Here is a 22,700-nt window from a genome sequence, read left to right as displayed (position 1 = left end):
AGATAGTTACAGGTCCTTGTTAAATCGATTCGATACAACGCTTTCAAGTTGGATAGGTTTTAACTTTATAGCATTTATTATCATCGCATTGAAGAAAATCAAAAAGTCAAGATGACTTCTTTTTTTCTCTTTACATTTTTAATAAAAGGCTTATTATCAATATATTAATTTACAAACTATGAAAAAACGCTATGTATTAACTGGACTATGTATTTGCTTACAATTTTGGGCTTTGGCACAAAACATCCCAACGAAAACCTATCAGTTTGCTTCAAAACCTTCATGGGCTGATGAGTTTAACAAAAATGGACTTCCTGACTCTACTAAATGGAACTATGATGTGGGCGGCCATGGCTGGGGCAACAATGAACTACAATATTATACTGAAAAAAACCTTAAAAATGCTCGTGTCGAAAACGGTGTACTCATTATCGAAGCCTTAAAGGAAACAGTAAAGGACAATGCCTATTCGTCGGCACGTTTAGTGACCAAAGGCAAAGGGGATTTTCTGTATGGGAGATTCGAAATTAAGGCCAAACTTCCTGAAGGACGAGGCACTTGGCCTGCCATTTGGATGTTGGCTACTAAGCAAGTTTATAGCAATACCTATTGGCCTGACAATGGCGAAATCGACATTATGGAGCACGTGGGCTACGACCCTGGTCGTGTACATGCCACGGTACATACTCGCGATTTTAATCATATCAAAGGTACTCAGCGCTCAGCCAATAAAATGCTTCCTGATTTTCATACAGCTTTTCATGTTTATCGCGTAGATTGGACTCCTGACAAAATAGAGGCATTTATCGATAACGAATTGATCTTGTCTTTTCCCAAAGTAAGCAATCGATGGGAAGAATATCCATTTGATCAACCTTTCCATATCTTACTAAATATTGCAGTTGGAGGAGGATGGGGCGGTCTCAAAGGTGTAGACGAAAGTATTTTCCCGCAACGTATGGAAATTGACTATGTAAGAGTATACCCGCTAAAGTCTGCTCCTAAAAAGAAATAAGTATGAGCAGTTCCAAATTGAGAGAATTTTGATTTTGTGAATGAGTGATTACTTTAAGGAGAAATTCACTCATTCGCCAAATTACACACCAATTTTTGCAAAATACAGCCCTAATCTTCCTCATTTTTATACCAAGTAAAAACTCTAATGACTTTCTAAAATTTAGGATTTTAAAAAATCCATTAATCGCTATAACTTGCGATAAATTTACAACTTAGCCATTTATGAGACCTCTGTTTATATTATACTTCATCAGTTGTGCTACATTTCTGACGGGCTGTGTCGTTGAGGAAAATCTCAATGTGAGTCCTCATGAATTTGCAGACATCGTCAAAAATAATCCTGATATACAAATTATTGATGTGCGTACTCCTCAAGAATGGAAAGAAGGGAAAGTAACGTCAGCCAAATGTATTGATTATTTTGACCCAGATATTTTAGAAAAAATTGAGTCATTAGACAGAGACAAGCCAGTCTTGCTATATTGTGCCACTGGTGGAAGGAGCTCTGAAATAGCCGAGCTTTTGAAAGAATATGGTTTCAAAAAAATTTATAACCTCAGAGGCGGCTACAAAGATTTACTGAAAGAAGGTCTACATTAAGACCCGAATCAAACGATAGTACATACCACACATTTACTCTAAATCTATTTTTTTTCAAAAATAAATACCTTTAAATAGCTTTCTTTTGCTACTACCCTATCCAATCTAAATTGATTTGCTTCTAATAAATCTACAAGTTGAGTTTCTGAAAAAAGTGGTAATCCACAACCTTCATGTAATTGTCCATGAGTTAAGGCTATTTCTTCTTCAATAATAAGTTTTCCAGCTGGTTTAAGAATCTGTATTACTTCTTGCAACATTTCTTCCAGATATTGAAATTCGTGGAAGGCATTGATGATTAAGACCTTATCGAAGGTATTCTTAGGCAAATTTGTTCTTTGTGGGGTTCCTAATATTGCGTAAAATGTCCCGTCTATTGAATGTCCAAGTTGGCGCTCCCAATAGGCTTTTGCGTAGGCTACTTCTTCATCATTACAACTATATTCGTCTATATCTTGGATATAAAATGTTAAGCCAGATTGCATACTAGCTAAGCCTATTTCCCATACGCCAGAGGCTGCCCCTATCGAGGCAATGACATCGCCCGAATGTAATTGATATGCTTCAAAAGATTTTTTCATGATTACTAAAAACACAAAACCCTCATCGAAATGAGGGCTTTGTTGATTTGTCTGAAAAAGTAGACTAAATACTTTCTAATTCAATATGTTCTGGCTCTGATGTTTCTGCAAACAAACGAGCGTTCATAACATCTTCTAGTTTAACATTGAAGAACTCCTTGTGAATATCGAAAGGCTCAATACCCAAATCTTCTGGATTAGCGACATGCTTGTATGAACCATCTTCTTGCATTTCATAAGTATTGACATTGTCACGCAAATTGCATTGCAAAATATGAATCGCTTGTTGGCGAACTTGGTTGGTTACCAGCTCAAATAGCGACTCTATACGACGGTCGAAGCTACGTACCATTACATCGGCTGAGCCACCATATACTCTAGGACTTCCATTGTTGTGGAAATAATATACACGAGTATGTTCCAAGAAATCTCCTACGATTGAACGTACTTTGATATTATCTGATAAACCTTTACGTCCTGGACGAATACAGCAAATACCACGTACAATTAATTGGATTGGCACACCAGCCTGAGAAGCTTTATACAACTCATCAATCGTAATTTTGTCCTGCAAAGAGTTTATTTTGATACAAATACCACTAGGCAAACCCGCTTGAGCATTTTTGGCCTCATTACGAATCATATCTACCAATTTGTTACGCATCTCACGAGGAGCCGTAATCAAATATTTGTAACTATGTGGCTGTGAATGCCCTGTGATTACATTAAAAAATTCTGAAATATCACGTGTTATTACCTCATTGGTTGTCAACAAACCAATATCAGTATAAAGTTTTGCGGTATCTTCATTATAGTTTCCTGACGACAAGTGAGCATAACTTACCACCTGATTGCCTTCAGAACGAATTACCTGCAAAAGCTTCGTATGTGTTTTTAAGCCAGGAATACCGTAAATCACAAAACAACCTGCATTTTGAAGGCGTAATGCCTCACGGATGTTGTTTTCTTCATCAAAACGAGCTTTCACCTCAAATAATACCGAAACGTGCTTTCCATTTTCGGCAGCGTGAAGGAGCGCATCTGCAATACGTGAGTTTTTAGAAATACGATACAACGTAATTTTGATTGCCAAAACCTGAGGGTCATCAGCCGCTTGTTCGAGCAATTGTAGAACAGGTTCAAAATTGTTGTACGGATGGTGCATCAAAATATCACCTTGTCTTACGGTCTCAAAAATATCGGCTTGTTTTACCGTTGATAAGCCCAATGGAGGCACCGCTGGATGTTGCTGAACTAAACGACTTTTGAACTCTGGATATTTAATAATTTGCCAAAAAGCCGTAAAATCAATAAGGTTTCCATTATAGAAAACACCATCTTTTTCCAGCTTCCAACGTTTCATCATCATTTCGAGCATCCACGGCGAACAATCAGGCTCGATTTCGATACGCGTTACACGACCCAAACGACGGTCTTTGATTTTCTTTTTGATTTCGTCAATAAAGTCTGTTTCCGAATCTTCATGCTCCACAACATCAAAATCACCATTACGAGTAATACGGAAAAGGGCAATCGATTCGATTTCTACATTTTTGTAGAGTTTCCACATTTCGTGACGGATAATCTCTTCGATAGGGAAGAAAACGATTTCGTCTTCACGCTCAAAAACGAAGAAACGTTTGAGGTTTTGTGGAATTTGGACGAAACTAATTTTACTATTATCACCACCTTTGAGAGATTCGTTTTTCATAAAATCTATTTCGCCGGAAGGGATACGAGTTACCACCCCAAAAATTAGTGTTTTTGCCAGCAAACTTGGGAAAGTGTGCGTTTGGTCAAATACCATTGGAGTAAGCATTGGATATATCGTGCGATTGAAGTAATCGGTTACTTTTTCAAGTTCTTCAGAATACAAATCACCAATCTTGATAATTCTAAAGCCGTTTTCGGTACATAGTGGTACGATTTCTTCTTTATAAAGGCGTTGTTTTTCTTGTACAAAAGCCTGAGTAGCAGCCATCAAGGTTTTCTTGAAAGGAATTTCTCTCAAACCAGAATAGTCACTACGCTCTTTACCAAAGTCGATATAATTATACAACGAACCAACTCTAATCGAAAAAAACTCGTCAAGATTTGATGCCGTAATCGCCAAAAACTTCAATCGGTCAAATACATTTCTTCTTGAGTCTCTTGCTTGGTCTAATACCCTTTCATCGAATTTTAACCAACTCAAATCTCGACTAATATAATCTGACTTCTCTATAACGTCATAAGAGCGATTTATGACTTTTTCAAGACGACGTTTTTCCTCTGGTGTTTGTTTCGTATTCATAAAATTACCCAAAAATGAAAAAAGATTCTCGACTAGAGAACCTATTTCACCGCGTTTACGATATTTTCTTCTTAGTCGTTGCATAAATTTTCAGAGGTTATACTATAAAACCTTAACGAAAACCTTGCCATTTTATTCTTGCATACCACCTTTAATTGCTTCATAATCAGAACGTAAACGACCCATTTCTTTTACCAAAAAGGTTTGTAATTGTTCATTAAATTCCTTTTGATCTTCTGGTGATAAAGAGGCATACAAATCCTTTAGTTCTTGGTTTATAGTGGCTCTTTCTTCAGCAGAAGAGGCATTCATTGAGCGAATGTGAAATTGTTTAAAATTAAATTCTGACATTGTAAATGGTGGAATAGACAAATTTAAGGTTTATCATTCATTGTAATATTAACAAAACGTTAAATTAACAAATGCCAAGCCTTTTAAAAAATTTATGGAGCGAAATGTTTCCCGTATTGTAGAAAAAATATGATTCTAATGCTACAGGAAGGGTGTACTCCTGAAAAACAAGGTCTTAGGGACTCACTTTTTTAAAGTCAATTTTGTACTCCTACTCTAACTATAACTTATCAAGAAGATACTTTATTTTAAAATTGTATTTAAAAAAGATTACTCTTCGCTCTATTTCTCATCAACATCAAAGCTATGAGTCTTTCCTGATTGAGTGAATGGAGGTTGAGTGATTATGTAAAAATTTGTTTTCCATCAGTAGAGACGCAATGATTGCGTCTTAGGCCATTCATATCTAGCATAGTAGCATCAAAAAAGCGGTCGAAAAATATGTTTTCGACCGCTTTTTGATAAAAATTTGGAGAATAATCCCAATCCTAAAAATTAGGGATGACTCATGTTTTGACAAGTTGTCAAGTTAATTTTTCAAATTCCTTGTTTGTGAAGCCTAACTATCTTTTGTAGTAAGACACGATAGACGCTTTCGCCAAAGTATTTTGCCACAAATAGAATCCTACAATCTCAGGATTTGTATTTTCGTCTAAGCCCAATTTATCTGTTTTCAATGCATGCACAGTAAAGATATATTGATGAAAACCATGCCCTACTGGTGGACAAGCTCCTCCAAATCCTTTTGCTCCATACGAAGTAACACTTTGGATAGCACCTTTTGGAGACAATCCTTTTGTTAAATCACCTGCACCCGACTTCAATTCTTTTACGTTAGCAGGAATGTCAAAAACTACCCAATGCCAAAATCCACTTCCAGTTGGAGCATCTGGGTCATATACTGTAATGGCAAAGCTCTTTGTTCCTTCTGGAGCATTTTCCCACAACAATTGCGGTGAAATATTTTCACCACTACATCCGAAACCATTAAACTCTTGTTTTTTGGTAAACTGTCCACCAATATCGTTACTTTTAAGGGTGAAAGTTTGTGCATAAGTACCTGCAAACGCAGTTAATACAAAAGCTGCAATAAGTAATAATTTTGAGCGTAACATATTAATAAGGTTTTAATTGATAAGAATAAAGGTATTTTTAGCTAGGAAGATCATTCTTTTAGCTAATATCCTTTGGTACACTACAAAATTACAGGATTGAATGCTAACAGGAGTGTTGCTTTTAGCTTAATTACTTATGAAAAAAGGTCAAACTAAGCAATTTGTCTTGGGCTTACACCAAACTGATGCTTGAAGGCTGCACTAAAGTTGGATAAATTCTCATAACCAAATAATTGATATATCTCCGAAGCTTTCATATCTCCGTGGCTTAACAGTTCTTTGGCACGTTCGAGGCGCTTGGCTTGTAACCATTTTCCTGGACTTTCATGGTAGATACTCGTAAAATGTCGCTTGAACGTAGACAAACTCATATTGCACAAAAAAGCAAGCTCTTCTAAATTGAGATTGGTATAAAGATTATCCTCTATGACTTTTCGAAAGGATACTTCTTGCTGGTTGAGTAAAAGCCCTTGTAGAAACACCACAAACGAGTCGCCATATTTGTCTATCAAATAGAGCATAATTTCTTCCCATTTCAAGGTCACTATGGCAGAACTAAGCAACTGAGGCTTTTGAAGATACAACCTCAGCGACGCAACCAAATGCTGAATATAGTTATCTTGCTCTAGGACAAAAAAAGCATTTTGTCTCTCCGCTTTTGCTCGAACAAATTGAGGATATTTCAGGAAAAAGTTAGATACATTTTCTGATGAAAAAAATAGCAATACACTTTGATAAGAATTACTTCCCCCCAAACATTCGGACATCAGACAATTACCTGATGCCATCATTACAGCATATTGATTATCAACTTCTACAGTGTCATTCGAGAAATGTATTTTCTTTTGTCCATTTACCAAAAAACTAATCACATGCTGACGCAAAATCACTTTGCTATTAAGGTGATCTTCGGTAGCAAAATAATCAAAGACATTCATTTCAGGTAAATCCTCCGCCTGAAACAAATCTTGTGGTATGGTATGCGTGGTAGCCTGCATGGATAATGGCTGATTGAGAGGGTGAGTGATTTAGTGATTTTTAAAATCTGTATTCCAATAATGGAGACACAATACTTTGCGTCTTAAGCCGAGCTATTTTGGTATAATAATATCAAAAAAGGCGGTCGAAAAACCAATTCCGACCGCCTTTTTAACAGAATATTTTAGCAAATAGTTTATGAGCTTTAGACACAAAATATTGCATCTCTACGAGTAAAATTTATAAAAAACAATCACTCATTCACTCAATCACAATTCAAAGATAGCAAGATGACTAAACATCTACTTTTGCGTATTTTGCATTTTTCTCAATAAACTCACGACGTGGTGCTACCTCATCGCCCATTAACATAGAGAACAAGTGATCTGCCTCAGCAGCCGATTCGATAGTTACTTGTTTCAAGGTACGACTTTCAGGATCCATTGTAGTTTCCCAAAGCTGTTCGGCGTTCATTTCACCCAAACCTTTGTAACGTTGTACACCTACAGAACTTTCTTTATCACCACCCAATTCACGAATCGCTAGGTCACGTTGTGCTTCAGTCCAGCAGTAACGTGATTGTTGACCTTTTTTCACTAAATACAAAGGAGGCTGAGCAATGTAGATATATCCATTATCAACTAATTCCTTCATATAACGGAAGAAGAACGTCAAAATCAACGTACGGATGTGAGAACCATCGACGTCGGCATCGGTCATGATAATGATTTTGTGGTAACGCAACTTTTCGATATTCAAAGCACGCTCATCACCATCTTTACCAAAACTTACACCTAGCGCCGTAATCATATTCTTGATTTCGTCGTTTTCGTAAATTTTATATTCTTGCGCTTTTTCTACGTTCAAGATTTTACCACGTAAAGGCAAAATCGCCTGGAAAGCACGGTTACGACCTTGTTTTGCCGTACCACCTGCTGAGTCCCCTTCTACAAGGTATAATTCACAAGTAGCAGGATCACTATCAGAACAGTCAGCCAATTTACCTGGCAATGAGTTACCACCCAATACCGTTTTACGCTGTACCATTTCGCGTGCCTTACGAGCAGCATGACGAGCTTGTGCTGCCAAGATAACTTTAGCAACGATTTGGCGAGCCTCTTTTGGATGCTCTTCCAACCAAGTTTCAAGCATATCAGACATCGCTGCTGATACCGCACCCGACACTTCACCGTTACCTAATTTTGTTTTAGTCTGACCTTCGAATTGTGGTTCAGCTACTTTTACTGAAATTACGGCAGTCAAACCTTCACGGAAGTCATCACCAGCAATATCAATTTTTAGTTTATCTAAAGCACCTGATTTATCGGCATAGTTTTTCAAAGTACGAGTCAACGCACCACGGAAACCCGCTACGTGAGTACCCCCTTCGATGGTATTGATGTTGTTTACATACGATACTACGTTTTCTGAATACGAAGTATTGTACATCATCGCCACCTGTACAGGAACGCCATTTTTGTCGCCCTCCATATAGATTGGCTCGGCAATCAAACGTTCACGAGTAGAATCCAAATAAGTTACAAACTCACGCAAACCACCTTCAGAGAAGAATTCGTCTGATTTTGGCACACCATTTTCATCCAAATCACGAAGGTCTGTCAAATATACTTTGATACCTGCATTCAAGAACGAAAGCTCACGCAAACGGTTTGCTACGGTTTCGTATTTGTACTCAGTAACCGTAAAAATCGTATCATCTGGTTTGAAATGTACGGTTGTACCTGTACGGTCTGCAATACCGATTTCTTTTACAGGGTATTGAGGCACCCCGATTTTATATTCTTGTTGGAAGATTTTTCCTTCACGATATACTGTCACTTTCAAGTCTGTAGACAAGGCGTTCACACAAGATACACCCACACCGTGCAAACCACCAGATACTTTATAGGTATCTTTATCAAACTTACCCCCTGCGTGCAATACGGTCATTACAACCTCCAAAGCAGACTTTTTCTCTTTAGAGTGCATTCCCGTAGGAATACCACGACCGTTATCTTCTACTGTAATCGAGTTATCTACATTGATAGTTACTTTGATTGTATCACAATGACCCGCCAAAGCCTCATCAATTGAGTTATCTACAACTTCCCAAATTAGGTGGTGAAGTCCCTTAATACCCGTGTCTCCAATATACATGGATGGGCGTTTACGTACTGCCTCTAAACCCTCTAATACTTGGATATTGTCGGCACCATAGTTTGCTTTGTTGTCGATTGTTTCTTGAATTTCTGACATATCTTCTTTGAAGTTGTTACTTTAATTAGGGCGCAATTAGCATGCGTAGCTTGTTATAAATTACAGTTTGTTAATGATAAAACGTACCAGAAAGTAAAGGAAGTATAACATGCTTCCTTGAGTGGACTTGAGTAGCGATTGAAAACCTATGTAATGCGTGGGTTTGTATGCTGATTTTTTTGTAAGGATAACAAGTCACTTTCTTTGAAATTTTGCTTTAAAACGTAAAAATACGAAAAAAGTATTGCTTTACCTACAAATAACGGCACTTTAAGGGCTTTAAAAGCCTAAAAAATGGGCATTTTCAAGGGCTTGACTTTCGAAATTTTCAGGAAATATTTTTCTGAAGATAAAATCAAAAATAATTGAAGAAAAAAGAAGTGTTTTGGCTGTCGTTTTGAAGAATAGATATTGTGTAAGTGGTAACACCAAATCTACACAATAAAGCATAAAAACGCCTCAATCTGGCTGATTGAGGCGTTGTATATTTTCTAGTGTTTGAAGTGTCTCACACCAGTCATAACCATTGCTAAGCCATTGGCATCGCAATAAGCAATTGAATCTTTATCTTTAATAGAACCACCTGGTTGTACAACCGCCGTGATTCCTGCTTTATGAGCAATTTCAACACAGTCAGGGAATGGGAAAAACGCATCTGATGCCATTACTGAACCAGTCAAGTCAAAACCAAACTCATTTGCTTTTTCGATAGCTTGTTTCAAGGCATCCACACGTGAAGTTTGACCTACACCTGAGGCGATTAATTGACCATCTTTCGCCAATACAATTGTGTTAGATTTTGTATGCTTACAAACTTTTAATGCAAATTCTAAAGCTTTCAATTCTGCTTCAGAAGGAGCTTTTTCAGTTACAGTACGCATTTGAGAAGCTGTTTCTGTAGCCAAATCTTTATCTTGCTCCAAAACACCATTCAACAAAGTTTTGAACATTTTCTTACCAAACGCCACTTCGTTACGCTTCAATAAGATACGGTTTTTCTTTGTTTTCAAAATCTCAAGCGCTTCTGGAGTGAAAGAAGGAGCAATCAAAATTTCGAAGAACAATGAGTTCATTGCCTCAGCCGCTTCAGCATCTACTTCGCCGTTTGTTGCCAACACACCACCAAACGCTGAAATAGTATCACAAGCAAAAGCATTCAAGTAGGCTTGTTTTACCGTTTCGGCCGAAGCTACACCACAAGCATTAGTATGCTTGATGATGACAAATGAAGTTTGAGTAAACTCATCCAACAATGTAATACAAGCATCAACGTCAACTAAGTTGTTATAAGAAAGTTCTTTACCATTTAATTTCTCGAAAAGCGCTTCCAAATCGCCATAGAATGTGGCAGTTTGGTGAGGGTTTTCACCATAACGCAACGAGTGGTTTGGTAAAGCTTTGAAATCATAAATATCTGTTGTATTGCCAGAGAAATACGCATGAATAGCAGTATCATAATGAGATGACACGCCAAACGCCAACATAGCAAAACGCTTACGGTCTGCCAAGTCAGTTCCACCATTTTTAGCTTCCAACAATGCTAATACTTCTGCGTATTGTGTACGAGAAGAAACGATCAATACATCATTGAAGTTTTTAGCAGCACCACGAATCAATGAGATTCCACCGATGTCGATTTTTTCGATGATGTCGTCTTCAGAAGCACCACCTGCTACAGTTTCTTCAAATGGGTAAAGGTCCACAATTACCAAGTCAATCGAAGGGATTTCAAATTGAGCGGCTGTTTGCACATCGCCTTCATTGTCACGACGGTATAAAATTCCACCAAATACTTTTGGGTGCAAAGTTTTTACACGACCACCAAAAATAGAAGGATAGCTAGTAAGGTCTTCTACGGCAGTTACAGGAATACCCATTTCTTCGATGAAAGTTTGAGTACCACCTGTTGAGTAAATTTTTACCCCGTTCTTGTGGAGGAGTTCAACAATTGGAGCGAGTCCGTCTTTGTAATAAACCGAAATGAGGGCTGATTGGATTTTTTTGGATGACATTGTTTTGATACATTTTCGGCTAGTTGCTCGTTAGGGCTTTAGTTTATGTGTGTTACCCTACAACTAACCTCGTCAGAATGAAAGTGCAAAAATAAGCAATTTTGTATTTTTCGTAGTGCTTTAAGGCAATTTTATCTAAAACAAATAACTATTTATAGGTCATTTAGATAAATCGTCTATCCTATCTACACAAGAGTTCGAGTAAAATTGACACAGCCAGCCCTTTTGTTTAAAGTCTTTTGGCTATATTTGAATGATGCTGTAACCTCCAAGGTGGTTAGCAAATGGCTTTATGCTGTTTTGCTTTCTGAGCGTTGACAGTCCACACCCAAATATCATAACCCTGTTATCCACTAAAGTCATGTTTTGGTACGAAGAAGAAGTTAAACGATTAGAGAAATTACAAAAAACCTTAGAATATCAACCCCAAACGGCTTTTTATGGAAGTTCGACTTTTACGCTTTGGCAATCACTTTACCAAGACTTTGCACCTTTCCAACCTGTAAACTTAGGCTTTGGAGGCTCCACTCTGGCGGCTTGTACTTGGTATTTTGATAGAGTATTCAAATATCAAAAGTCACTTGATAATATTATCGTATATGCAGGCGACAACGACCTGAGCAATAACCGTCATCCAGAGGAAATTTATATCTTTCTTTTTCAGCTTTTTGAAAAAATTAAAGAACGCTATGGCGATATTCATTGCTCTTATGTTTCGATTAAGCCCAGTCCGATTCGTTGGTATCTCAATGACCAAGTAAAATACACCAATATGATTATCAAAAACGAGATTGAAGCTCGTCAAAATCCATATTGGCATTTTGTGAATATCTATGATAATTATTTAGGATACGACAATCGTCCCAATCCACAGTATTACGAAAACGATGGATTGCATTTCAATACCCAAGGGCATAACATTCTGAAGGAAATTTTATTGAAACATTTATCTCAATTTAAACAAGTTTAAAAGATTTCCTATTAAATTTCTGACCTATCAATCCCTTTTAAAATTCCGCTAACATGACCCGCTCATACCACCAATGGTTTAGTCCAAACCTTCAAAAAAACATGGAGTTACTGGTATTTGGGCATACTGGAACACGTGTACTATTTTTTCCTACAAGGGCTGCAAGGTTTTATGACTATGAAGACTGGGGGGTAATTGCTGCCATCCAAGACAAAATCGAAGCTGGGTATTTACAGGTCTTTTGTGTAGATAGCATAGATGCCGAAAGTTTATACAACGAATATATCACTCCTCGCGAACGCATTGTTCGTCATATTGCTTACGAACAGTATATTATACAGGAGGTAATTCCATTCATGCACCAAATCAATCCTTTTAGTGATATGATTTCGGCAGGTTGTAGCTTAGGAGCTTATCATGCTATCAACGTAGCAATGAAATACCCACATTATTTCTGTAAGGCTGTAGGCATGAGTGGACGCTATGACTTGACTTGGGCGACAGGATATTTTAGGGATTTGTTTAGTGGCTACCACGATGAGGATATTTATTTCAACACGCCTATTCAATTTATTCCTAACCTTCAAGACGAGCGAACACTTTCTGATTTACGTAAAATGGATATTATTTTAGCCATTGGACAGGAGGATGCATTTTTAGAAAACAATATTCATTTTAGTGAAATTCTGAATTATAAAGATATTCACCATCATTTATACGTCTGGGACGAGGAAGCTCACAAAGCTCGCTATTGGCGAAAAATGGTACAGATATATCTTTAGATTGAGTGTTTTACATTTACACAATCATTTATTTTACAGATAGTTAATCATCCATATAGGATTACACGAAGGATTTTAAACTATTGCAGATTTGGGATTTCTGATTTCGGAAATACTGAAAAGTAGGTTACGCTTTCGCAATCCGACATACGATATCTGAAATGGGTAATTTTTAAAATCATTCATAAAGCACCAATACTCAACTCCTTTCATTTTACGGACAATCTATGTTTCTTAAAAAAGCTCCAGTGCTCAAGGGTGTGTTTTTCTTTGGACACGCATTAGAATTTGGACGAGACCCTCTCAATTTCTTGCTTAAACTTCAAAATAACTATGAACGTATTGCGCAATTACGAATTGTGTATCTCAAAGTCTACCTGTTGGTTAATGCAGAAGATATCAAATATGTACTACAAGAAAATAGTAAATCCTTCGTCAAAGGGCGTGCTTACAGAGTTCTTGGGCAAGTATTAGGAAATGGTATTTTGACGAGTCATGGTGAGTTTTGGCACCGCCAACGCAAATTGGCACAGCCCGCATTTTACAAACAGCGTTTGGCCTTATTAGTCGATATCATGAACGACGAGACTATGACTTTGGTCAAACGTTGGGAAGCTACACTCCAACAAGAGAATGGTTCTACGACACTACCTATGACCAAGGAAATGATGAAGGCAACTTTATTGATTGTCACAAAATCGTTGTTTGGTACAGGTATCGACCCAAATAAAATTGCTCATATTTCACAAGATATTGATACCCTCAATGAAATCTTGAGCATGCAGATGCGTACTCCAGTAAGATTCCCGATGTGGGTGCCTACCAAGACAAATCAGCGATTTAAAGCTGCTTCTGAGCGACTAGATGCTGTAATTCAAGAAATTATTAGTACCCGCAGAAATGCCCTTGAATCTAATCCAGAGGCTCAATTTGATGATTTATTACAAATGCTTATCACTGCTAAGGACGAAGAGACAGGAGAGCAAATGACTGATAAGCAACTACGAGACGAAATTGTTACGCTGTTTATTGCTGGTCATGAAACTACCGCAATGGCGATGTCTTGGGCGATGTACCTGTTGGCACAACACCCTGAAATAGTCCAAAAGATGCGTCGTGAAGCTCAGGAGGTATTAGGAGAGCATTTACCCAATTTTGAGAATATCAGACAACTAACTTATACATCACAAGTCGTAAATGAAGTGTTACGATTATATCCTCCAGCATGGGCAATTAGTAGACAAGTCATGGAAGACCAAAAAATTGGCGAATATTTGATTCCTGCCAAAGAACAAGTTTTTTTCTGCCCATATTTGTTACACCGCAACAAAGCCTATTGGACAAATCCAGAGGAATTTAATCCTGACAATTTTTTGCCTGAGCGGATAAAACAACGTCCTAGTTATTCGTATTTACCATTTGGAGGTGGTCCTAGACTTTGTATTGGAAACAATTTTGCCTTAATGGAAATGCAGGTTATGCTGGCTCTATTAGTCAAACATTTTGATTTTGAAAAAATGGAGAATGTGATTCCTGACCCACAAATTACCCTAAAACCAAAAGGTAATATGCCTATTAAGGTAAGTATGACTAGTGAGTTTTGAGCTTTCGGCTTTCAGCAATGGGCATTCGGCGAAATATTCCCAATGAATTTAAACAAGCGTTAGGCACTAAGCAAAGAGTTTTTTAATAACCACAGCCATGCTTTTTCACAAAGCCCACCGCCGAAAGCCACTACCTGAAAGCCCAAAGAACAATCTTAAATTTTATTTTGCCCACTAACTTAATAAAAGCAAACATTATCATAATCCAGTAAATGGTATCCTTTACATGATGCTTATATGCCCAGAAAAGCGTACTTTAGTAAAGCTTTCTGAGTTATAAGCCTTATCCTTGTTTCTGCTAGTTTTCCATTAGTCCATCTATATCCACGTTTGGATAGTTTTACAACACGTCCCCTTACATTGTATTTTAATCAATAATACCCGATTTTCATCAATACGCACAAAATATTGATATTTCAAATGAAAATTTATTTCGGTTCAAAACTTTATCTATTATTGCAACCGTAATTTATGGTAAAATATATCTTTTCATTTTTAGTACTTTATTATTATGAATAATCAAAATTCGCCTAACTCAGGTAATAATGGCCTTCTCAAAATCCTTCTGGGACTTGCAGCTGTTGTTATTTTGGTTTTAGGCTATATGCTATTTAATGCAAATCAAAAAACTGAAAGTCAAGAGTCTATCATTAATCAGAAAATAGAAGAACTGACTACGGTACGGACACGTTTGGATTCTATTTCGACACAACTAGATGCCAAAATCGCTGAAATAAAGGAGCTTGGAGGAAAAGTTGAGGAACTAGAAAACTTGAAAGCTCGCTTAAATCATGACAAAGCCGAACTTAAGAATACCAGTAAGTTTGACAAAAATACCTACGAAGAAAAAATTCAAGAATACATTGCCTTACTATCTGAAAAAGACCAACAAATCAATAGGCTTCGTTCTGAGAATGAAAGTTTGGTGAAAGAGAAGGGAATTTTGACACAAGAGAAAGAAGGCGTTGTACGTGAAAATACGGGCTTACGCGCCGAACGTGAAGTGCTAACGCAATCAGTTACAGAAGAACGAAGTAAAAATGAAGAACTTAGCAAAAAAGTACGAATTGGTGCTCAATTGAAAGCTATTAACATTCAGGCGCTGGCAGTAAGTTCTCGTGGAAAAGTACAAGATGGTGGTAATTATAAATCAAAGAAAATGAATCAGTTATTGGTCATTTTCACACTTCCATCTAATCCTCTGACTGAGCAAAATGAAAAGGAAATCATTCTCCGTATTCTTGACCCAACGGGTGCTGTGATTTCGGATAGTGCATTGGGTTCTGGTATTTTCCAATTTAATGGTATCGAAACGGCTTACACTTCCAAAAAAGTCATAGAATATACGAGCAATGACCAACGTGTAGAAATGCTTTTTAGTCGTGGCGAAAACTCAAAATATAATGCAGGTAATTATACTATAGAATTGTATGCCGAAGGTTTTAAAATCGGTCAAGGTATATTTACGGTTAAGTAAATGGAGTGAATGAGTGATTATGTTAAAATTGGTATGTCAACCGTAGAGACGTAATACTTTACGTCTAAAACTGAGTTCTATCTAGCATCAAAAAAAGCGTTCGAAAATTGTTTTTCGAACGCTTTTTTGATAAAAATTATTGAATCATGTTTGTTTCAAAATTCGGGATGACTCATGTTTGATACTACTACGCTATCTCTGACTCGGCTTAAGACGTAAAATATTACGTCTCTACGGATACAAATAATCCTTCAATACTACAAATCAATCTCCAAGCCAGCTACAAAGTTTTGCTGTGCTTGGCATGTTGATAAGATTGTGGATAAGTCGATTTCCTCCACAGTACCTACCAATTTACCCGTAAAATGTAGTGTGATGGCCTCTGCATTGATACGAGTCTGAGTAATTAATGGGTGAACTGAACCATCTAATGCTTTCACAATATCTTCGGCGAACTCTTTGAACATGATATTCGTAGGAAGCTTGTAATACTTCGCTGAAGAAGCGTCATTTCCTAACACAAAAATTGGAACAGGAAGCGAATCCACACTAGCTGCCAAACGACCATACGCTTTTTTTGCTTCGGCATAAGATGCCTCTTGCGCTTCGGCGTCGAACCCACCAAACAAAAAGGCTACTTGCTTACGAGATGCCAAACCTTCGATACGAACTGCAATTGCTGCATCTAATTTTTCTAATAGTAATTGAAACTTGATCGTATTTTTTCCTGTACGAACACGCTCACGAATTGATTGACGAATAAAATAGGTAATTGCGTCTGTCACATTCAATCCGATTTCTCCCATTTGCTTGAATATCAAGGAGGTTGGCGACATACCTGGAATAGTGTTTGGATCGTGTAATAACACTTCACCATCTGGTGTCAAGAAACCATCGATACGTGTACAAACGCCAAATTTTAAGGAGTCAAAAGCCTTTTTAACCTCAGCTTGCACCTTATGAAGGTTATCCAAGGACGTTTCGATTGGAATACGCTTACGAGTTGCGGAAGATTGGTATTTTGCTTTAAAGTCAAATACCTCTACCCCTGCTATGATTTCGGTTGGCGGCAATGCTACCGATACGCAATCTGGCGTTTGGATGACACCGCAACTAAATTCTTGTCCTTTTACAAAACTTTCAAACAAAACAGCATCTTCGGCATTGCTCGAAATTAACTCTGCTTTGGTATTTGCTTGTGCAAAATGTGCATCAAGTTTGCTCAATAACTCCGAAGGGTGATATATTAATTCGTTGTTCAATGCGACTGGCAAACCGATACCTTCATCGAGATTCGCCATTTTTTGAACAAATTCTTTCTTATCCGATGTATTCCATTCTTCAGCACTTACCTCACGAATAAAGAAGCACTGTTTTACCGCTTTTACAAAATCACTTACTTCATCTTTTTTCACAAAAGCTACCCCAATAGATGACCCTTGATGTGGTGCTTTCACGACAAATGGTAAGCCAACTTGGGCTTTGATTTGTTCGAACAAAACACTAGCCTCCTCTTGCTCAAAAGACTGGCGCGTCAATGTTGCTGTTCTTTTATTCAGACCTACTGCCAAGCGAATCAAGTCATTTTGGGCGATTTTATCAATCCCAATCGAAGAACCCATCACACTCGGACCTGAATATGGAATACCGTACCATTCCAACAAACCTTGAATACTTCCATCCTCGCAACCAGGACCGTGCATAGCAATGAAGGCAAAGTCGATATAGGACTTAAATTTGTCGGGTGAAATACGTGTACCAATGGTCTGAAGCATGGTATCAAGTTCTTCATCAGACAATTGCCCTAACGATTCTGAGTATATTGTATAATCGCCTTGATAAGATTTTGGAGGATAAAAATCACGGATAGCGCTAGAATATACCAGCGACTCATTGAGAATGATGAAGTTTCCTGTGCCGTCTACAAAAATCGGAACAGGTGTAAAAAGTGACTTGTCGATGTTTTCCATCGCCGTTTTACCACCTGCAAAACTAATTTCACGTTCACGAGCGGGCCCGCCAAAGAAGATACCTATATTCATGCTTGAAATGCCCGATTAAGCAATCGGGATTAAACGTTGAAGAGAATGCTATTTTTGGCATGCAATATAGCAAATTTAGGCGAGACAGCAGGGTTTTGGAAGATTTGAGGCGATAAAATGTATAGGCTTTAAGCTAAAGCAAAGTGAGTCATTATAGTTTGCTTGCGGCTGTAGGCTATAAGCTGTAGGCAAAGTGAGTCATTGATTTTCATCATTTTGCTTACAGCGTAGTGCCTACAGCGAATAGCATCAAATTATTTTTTCTTAAAAATCCAGTCTAGTTTTTCAAGAGCTGCGGAGTTGGTTGTTTTTGTTTTCACAAAATTCTCAATAAATGCTGCATCTTTTTTGTCGATTTGCTTTACGTTTTTACAAAACGCATCAATCAAATTGGCAGCTTCTATGTCTTTTCCTGCTTTGAAAAGAATCGTCGATTCGGTCCATACAAAACGCCCACGAATTGATTGTTCGTCGATGCCCAAACGACGAAGATATTCTTTCATTTGAGTAAATTTTTCAGGCGAATATTGTTGCGCACGACTGCAATACAAACTATACATGATGATATTCTCGGCTGTAACTTTGACATTCTGTGCACCAAACTTTTTATTAAACTCCTCCAAATGATTCATCATATTGATGAACAAGGGGTTTTCGTCATCCATGATGATTTTCTGTAAAACCACAAAATTGGTAGGGCTAGACATCACCTCTGGTTTTTGTTTTTGCGCATACGTGCGCATTGCTGCAAGATTGTCGGTTGTATCACATAATAAGCGGCAAGTGTAGGCATATTCAATCAAGAAATTATCATCGTTCATACCTTGTTTGAAATAGCTTTTCCAAGTGGCCGATTGCATTTGTGGATTAATAGCCCGCTCGCCCATGTTGATAATATAGGCTTCGTTGTTTTGCTCGTCTCCCGCCGACTGGATATGTAATAATTTCTCGTCTTTATCCCAAAAACTCATCAAAGGCGTTGACAACACATAGATATTATGTTTTTGACGAAAAGCTTTTGCTTCAGGAGAGTTTACCTCCAATTGGTAATTGATAAAGGTTTTGTTGTAAAAAGCTCCGACTTTGGCATTAGCATCAAAAGTCTTTTTGAAGTTTTCACAGTGAGGACAACCAATCGCATAAATTTCGACAAAAAGAGGTTTGTTTTGAGCTTGAGCCAAAGCAAAGGCACTTTTGAGTGTTCCTTTAAAGAAGTTAATACCTCCACGTACTTGTGCTTGCGCCTGTACCAAACCTACTACGAAGGCAAATAGTAAAGCAATTTTTTTCATACGGTTTTATTGAGTGAATGATTAAGTATTGCGGATTTCGGATGTTTGATTTCGGAAGTATCTATTTTTATAAACAAATACTATTATTAAAATCCGAAATTGCGAATGATTAAGTATTGTAGATTTTGGATATTTGATTTCGGAAGTATCTATTTTTATAAACAAGTACTATTTTAAAATCCCAAATCTGAAATCCCCAATCCGAAATTGATTATTGCTCCTACACAACGAATAGCCCCTGCAAAATAATTTGCAAGGGCTATATATATTTTGGACAAAGCTTTGAGTGAATTAGGCCACGACAGCTTCGACACGAGCAATTTCAGGAACTTCACGACGGATGGTTTCCTCTATACCAGCTTTGAAAGTCATGGCAGACATTGAACACGAACTGCATGCGCCTACAAATTGTAATCGGAGAACCAAATCGTTTGTGATTTCGATAACTTCCACATTGCCACCATCAGCTACCAAATAAGGACGAATCTTATTTAAGGCCGATTCTACTTTTTCTGCTAGAGAATTCTCAAACGTTGTTTCCATGCTTTATAACAAGTTGGTTGTATGGTCTTTTAGCAAGATCCATAAATATATTCAAGCTAGAATTTTGCTTCTGCCCTATTCGATTTTGCTAGTAATACAAATATCGTAATTATTTGATACTAAAGCCGACAGATGGCTAGGAAATTTAGCTGTATGTATTCTGCGTCTACACTTTCAACTGCACTGGTGTAGTTTTGTCTATCGTTGCATTACGAATAGCTACTTGTTGTGCTACGTTTTCGGCAAGGTCTTTAAAGGCTTGAGTCATAATCGAATCACCCATTACAACAGGTTTGCCTTCATCACCACCTTCACGGATTCCTTGTACCAACGGAATAGAGCCTAACAATTCCGTTTCGTATTTTTCAGCCAATTTTTTACCTCCATCTTTTCCAAAAATGTAATACTTATTGTCTGGTAATTCCTCTGGAGTAAAATAAGCCATGTTTTCCACAACCCCCAATACAGGAACGTTGATTTGTGCTTGACGGAAGAACATCAAACCTTTAGTAGCATCGGCCAACGCCACTTTTTGTGGCGTAGTTACTACAACTGCACCTGTTACAGGCACAAGCTGTACCAACGACAAGTGAATATCTGAAGTACCTGGAGGAAGGTCAATCAATAAATAGTCTAATTCTCCCCAGTGTGTATCACCGAAAAACTGACGCAAAGCTTGTGTAGCCATAGGACCACGCCAAGGCACAGGATTGTCTTGCGGAGCCAAAAAGCCCATTGAAATCATCTTGATGCCGTACTGCATGATTGGCTGAATCATATTTTTGCCATCTATCTGCTGTACCATTGGTTGTAAATCTTCAGCACCAAACATCACTGGAATCGAAGGGCCAGAAATATCGGCATCGATAATACCCACTTTAGCACCAGACAATTTGAGCGCCATAGCCAAATTGGCTGTTACTGTAGACTTACCCACACCACCTTTACCTGAAGCTACTGCAATAATATTTTTGACATCGGGTAATAAAGTAGAATTGCCAAAGCGAGTCGTAGTAACATCAGCAGTCATATTAATAACCACTCTCAGATTGGGGTCTACGTGCTCGTGGATAGCATTTTCGCAGTCTTTTCTGATTTTTTCTTTCAAAGGACAAGCTGGTGTTGTAAGTACAACAGTAAAGCGAACTTCGCCTACCCCCAACTCAATGTCCTTAATCATATTAAGGGTAACAAGGTCTTTTTTCAAGTCTGGTTCAGGAACCGTAGATAAAGCCTTGAGAATCTCTTCTTTATTGATTTTTAAATCGCCCATGATTGTTTTTCGAAATTAGTGGCAAATAAAACTTATGCCATTTAGACAAGAATTGATATCTTATCACTATCGTTTATTAAACTTAACCGCAAAGATAGCTTGTAAGTTTCTTTAAGCGATAGGAAGTAAAGAGGAAATTGCCAAATTGGAGATAGCTATAAATTACAAAGGACTCAACAAGTGAGTCCTTTGAAGGGAAAATAGGAGTAGAGACTATTAACTTTAAATGCTTTTGAGGTGTACTCATACCAAATATTATTTGGAAATCAAATTTCAATATTAATACACAATTCTAAAAATTATTTACGTGGACGGGTATATAAAGAGGGTCAACAAGTCAGATTTCTGTGTGAAGCTATTCTCAAAATAGGGCTAAATAAATAGAGTCTCTTAACTTAGGTTATGAAATTTACAAAATGATGTTTTTTTTGATGATAAGTGTATTTCTTCATGGTAAATTTGGGAATGAATAACAAATTGAGGCTTGTTTGGATATATCTTTTGGTATGGTTGTTATACATGTTTTGCGAGGTTATGGTGTTCAATGGGTTATTGGAAGCACCCTTCAACCTCAAATCTAGTGTACCACTCATACTACACTCTGTTTGTAAGCTTTGCGTCTTTATTTTTATCTTAAAATATATTATTCCTTCTCAAGCCACGCTAAGTTTGAAAGGAACTTTATTCCGACGCACAGCACTAATACTTGGAACTATTGTTGTATGGAATTGCTTGGTTCATTTCCTTTTATTACCCCGCTTTTTTGACTCTTATGTATATTTTAGCGGAAAACAGAACTTTTGGTTTCAGGTTATTACTTATACAGTTGTGATCTCTTGGGCAATTACTTATCGATTTGCTCAGCTTTTTTTTACTCAACAACAACAACAACAACAATTTAATCAACAAGAGAATGATCGCTTGAATGACGCCATCAAACAAGCAGAGTTAACTAATCTGAAAAAACAAATCAGTCCACACTTTTTTTACAATACCCTAAACTTCTTTTATGCACAGTCTGTGCAATACTCTGAAAACCTTTCTCGTGGCATTATGCTACTTTCTGAAATTATGCGTTATGCCATAAAAGACGATGATGAGGAAGGGAAAGTTCATTTGAGTAAAGAAGTAGCACAAATACAAAACTATGTCGAACTTAATCAACTACGTTTTGACAATAGGTTGTGTGTTCAATTAAATATCAAGGGCAATTTGGAATATCGCCGTATCGTACCTTTGATTCTATTAACTTTTGTAGAAAATGCTTTCAAATTTGGAGATTTGTCGAACCCCGATCACCCACTTTTGATAGAAATTTTGGTCAAAGAAAACCACTTAATATTTAAAACTTATAATAAAAAGTGTTCCGAAGCTAAAAAACAATCAGGAGGTATTGGCTTAAGCAATACCCGCCGACGACTTTTGCTGGCCTATCCTAATAGGCACAAACTAACCACCAGCGATGAAGGCGATTTCTTTAGCTTGACGCTACACTTAGTACTTTAAATACTTTA

At 37.4% G+C, this 22,700-nt stretch carries 18 protein-coding genes; 7 read left to right on the top strand and 11 right to left on the bottom strand.

What is annotated here, in order from left to right:
• Window positions 1-178 precede the first annotated feature (178 nt).
• Window positions 179-1,015 (top strand): glycoside hydrolase family 16 protein, encoded by an 837-nt coding sequence (locus QM524_RS18115; RefSeq protein WP_283345630.1) that lies wholly within the window; start codon window positions 179-181, stop codon window positions 1,013-1,015.
• A 224-nt stretch (window positions 1,016-1,239) separates the two neighbouring features.
• Window positions 1,240-1,617, top strand: coding sequence for a rhodanese-like domain-containing protein (locus tag QM524_RS18110; RefSeq protein WP_095161461.1), 378 nt, complete (start codon window positions 1,240-1,242; stop codon window positions 1,615-1,617).
• A 44-nt stretch (window positions 1,618-1,661) separates the two neighbouring features.
• Here the strand turns inward: QM524_RS18110 and QM524_RS18105 are convergent, their stop codons facing one another.
• From QM524_RS18105 to purH, 7 genes are all read right to left on the bottom strand, one after another.
• On the bottom strand, window positions 1,662-2,198 hold the full coding sequence (locus QM524_RS18105; RefSeq protein ID WP_283345629.1) for a class I SAM-dependent methyltransferase: 537 nt from the start codon (window positions 2,196-2,198) through the stop codon (window positions 1,662-1,664).
• Window positions 2,199-2,262: 64 nt separating this feature from the next.
• Complete coding sequence (gene ppk1, locus QM524_RS18100) at window positions 2,263-4,575, bottom strand: polyphosphate kinase 1 (RefSeq protein WP_229362773.1); 2,313 nt, start codon at window positions 4,573-4,575, stop codon at window positions 2,263-2,265.
• A gap of 48 nt (window positions 4,576-4,623) precedes the next feature.
• Window positions 4,624-4,842: a hypothetical protein gene (locus QM524_RS18095; protein WP_095161459.1), complete on the bottom strand. Its 219-nt coding sequence runs from the start codon at window positions 4,840-4,842 to the stop codon at window positions 4,624-4,626.
• Window positions 4,843-5,405: 563 nt separating this feature from the next.
• Complete coding sequence (locus QM524_RS18090) at window positions 5,406-5,957, bottom strand: YbhB/YbcL family Raf kinase inhibitor-like protein (RefSeq protein WP_095161458.1); 552 nt, start codon at window positions 5,955-5,957, stop codon at window positions 5,406-5,408.
• A 152-nt stretch (window positions 5,958-6,109) separates the two neighbouring features.
• Window positions 6,110-6,955, bottom strand: a complete 846-nt coding sequence (locus QM524_RS18085; protein WP_283345628.1) for a helix-turn-helix domain-containing protein — start codon at window positions 6,953-6,955, stop codon at window positions 6,110-6,112.
• 274 nt (window positions 6,956-7,229) lie between these two features.
• Window positions 7,230-9,191, bottom strand: coding sequence for a DNA topoisomerase (ATP-hydrolyzing) subunit B (gene gyrB / locus QM524_RS18080; protein WP_283345627.1), 1,962 nt, complete (start codon window positions 9,189-9,191; stop codon window positions 7,230-7,232).
• A 491-nt stretch (window positions 9,192-9,682) separates the two neighbouring features.
• The gene (gene purH / locus QM524_RS18075; protein WP_095161455.1) at window positions 9,683-11,203 is read right to left on the bottom strand and encodes a bifunctional phosphoribosylaminoimidazolecarboxamide formyltransferase/IMP cyclohydrolase; all 1,521 of its coding nucleotides are present in this window, start codon (window positions 11,201-11,203) and stop codon (window positions 9,683-9,685) included.
• Window positions 11,204-11,564: 361 nt separating this feature from the next.
• Here purH and QM524_RS18070 point away from each other — a divergent pair, with 361 nt between their 5' ends.
• The 4 genes from QM524_RS18070 (at window position 11,565) to QM524_RS18055 (ending at window position 16,036) form a co-directional block, all read left to right on the top strand.
• A complete protein-coding gene (locus tag QM524_RS18070) occupies window positions 11,565-12,173 on the top strand; it encodes a GDSL-type esterase/lipase family protein (RefSeq protein WP_283345626.1) in 609 nt (202 codons plus the stop codon).
• A gap of 53 nt (window positions 12,174-12,226) precedes the next feature.
• A complete protein-coding gene (locus QM524_RS18065) occupies window positions 12,227-12,955 on the top strand; it encodes an esterase family protein (protein WP_283345625.1) in 729 nt (242 codons plus the stop codon).
• A gap of 227 nt (window positions 12,956-13,182) precedes the next feature.
• Window positions 13,183-14,559: a cytochrome P450 gene (locus QM524_RS18060; protein WP_283345624.1), complete on the top strand. Its 1,377-nt coding sequence runs from the start codon at window positions 13,183-13,185 to the stop codon at window positions 14,557-14,559.
• A 511-nt stretch (window positions 14,560-15,070) separates the two neighbouring features.
• Entirely contained in the window at window positions 15,071-16,036 is a 966-nt protein-coding gene (locus QM524_RS18055; protein WP_283345623.1) for a hypothetical protein, read from the top strand.
• A 257-nt stretch (window positions 16,037-16,293) separates the two neighbouring features.
• On the opposite strand, the gene QM524_RS18050 is transcribed toward QM524_RS18055, so the two are convergent.
• The 4 genes from QM524_RS18050 to QM524_RS18035 form a co-directional block, all read right to left on the bottom strand.
• Window positions 16,294-18,078, bottom strand: coding sequence for a D-alanine--D-alanine ligase family protein (locus tag QM524_RS18050; RefSeq protein ID WP_283345622.1), 1,785 nt, complete (start codon window positions 18,076-18,078; stop codon window positions 16,294-16,296).
• A 254-nt stretch (window positions 18,079-18,332) separates the two neighbouring features.
• Window positions 18,333-19,370 carry a thioredoxin family protein gene (locus tag QM524_RS18045; RefSeq protein ID WP_166578745.1) on the bottom strand — a complete coding sequence of 346 codons (1,038 nt, stop codon included), beginning with the start codon at window positions 19,368-19,370 and terminating at the stop codon, window positions 18,333-18,335.
• 291 nt (window positions 19,371-19,661) lie between these two features.
• The gene (locus QM524_RS18040; protein WP_095161448.1) at window positions 19,662-19,913 is read right to left on the bottom strand and encodes a NifU family protein; all 252 of its coding nucleotides are present in this window, start codon (window positions 19,911-19,913) and stop codon (window positions 19,662-19,664) included.
• A 166-nt stretch (window positions 19,914-20,079) separates the two neighbouring features.
• Entirely contained in the window at window positions 20,080-21,186 is a 1,107-nt protein-coding gene (locus QM524_RS18035) for an Mrp/NBP35 family ATP-binding protein (protein WP_095161447.1), read from the bottom strand.
• 669 nt (window positions 21,187-21,855) lie between these two features.
• Between QM524_RS18035 and QM524_RS18030 the strand changes: the two genes are divergently transcribed.
• Window positions 21,856-22,692: a sensor histidine kinase gene (locus QM524_RS18030; protein ID WP_283345621.1), complete on the top strand. Its 837-nt coding sequence runs from the start codon at window positions 21,856-21,858 to the stop codon at window positions 22,690-22,692.
• Window positions 22,693-22,700 lie beyond the last annotated feature (8 nt).

This window comes from Flectobacillus roseus, assembly GCF_030056595.1.
Classification (GTDB): domain Bacteria; phylum Bacteroidota; class Bacteroidia; order Cytophagales; family Spirosomataceae; genus Flectobacillus; species Flectobacillus roseus.
Note: the sequence above shows the minus strand (reverse complement) of the source record. Positions and strands in the feature narration are given on the sequence as shown.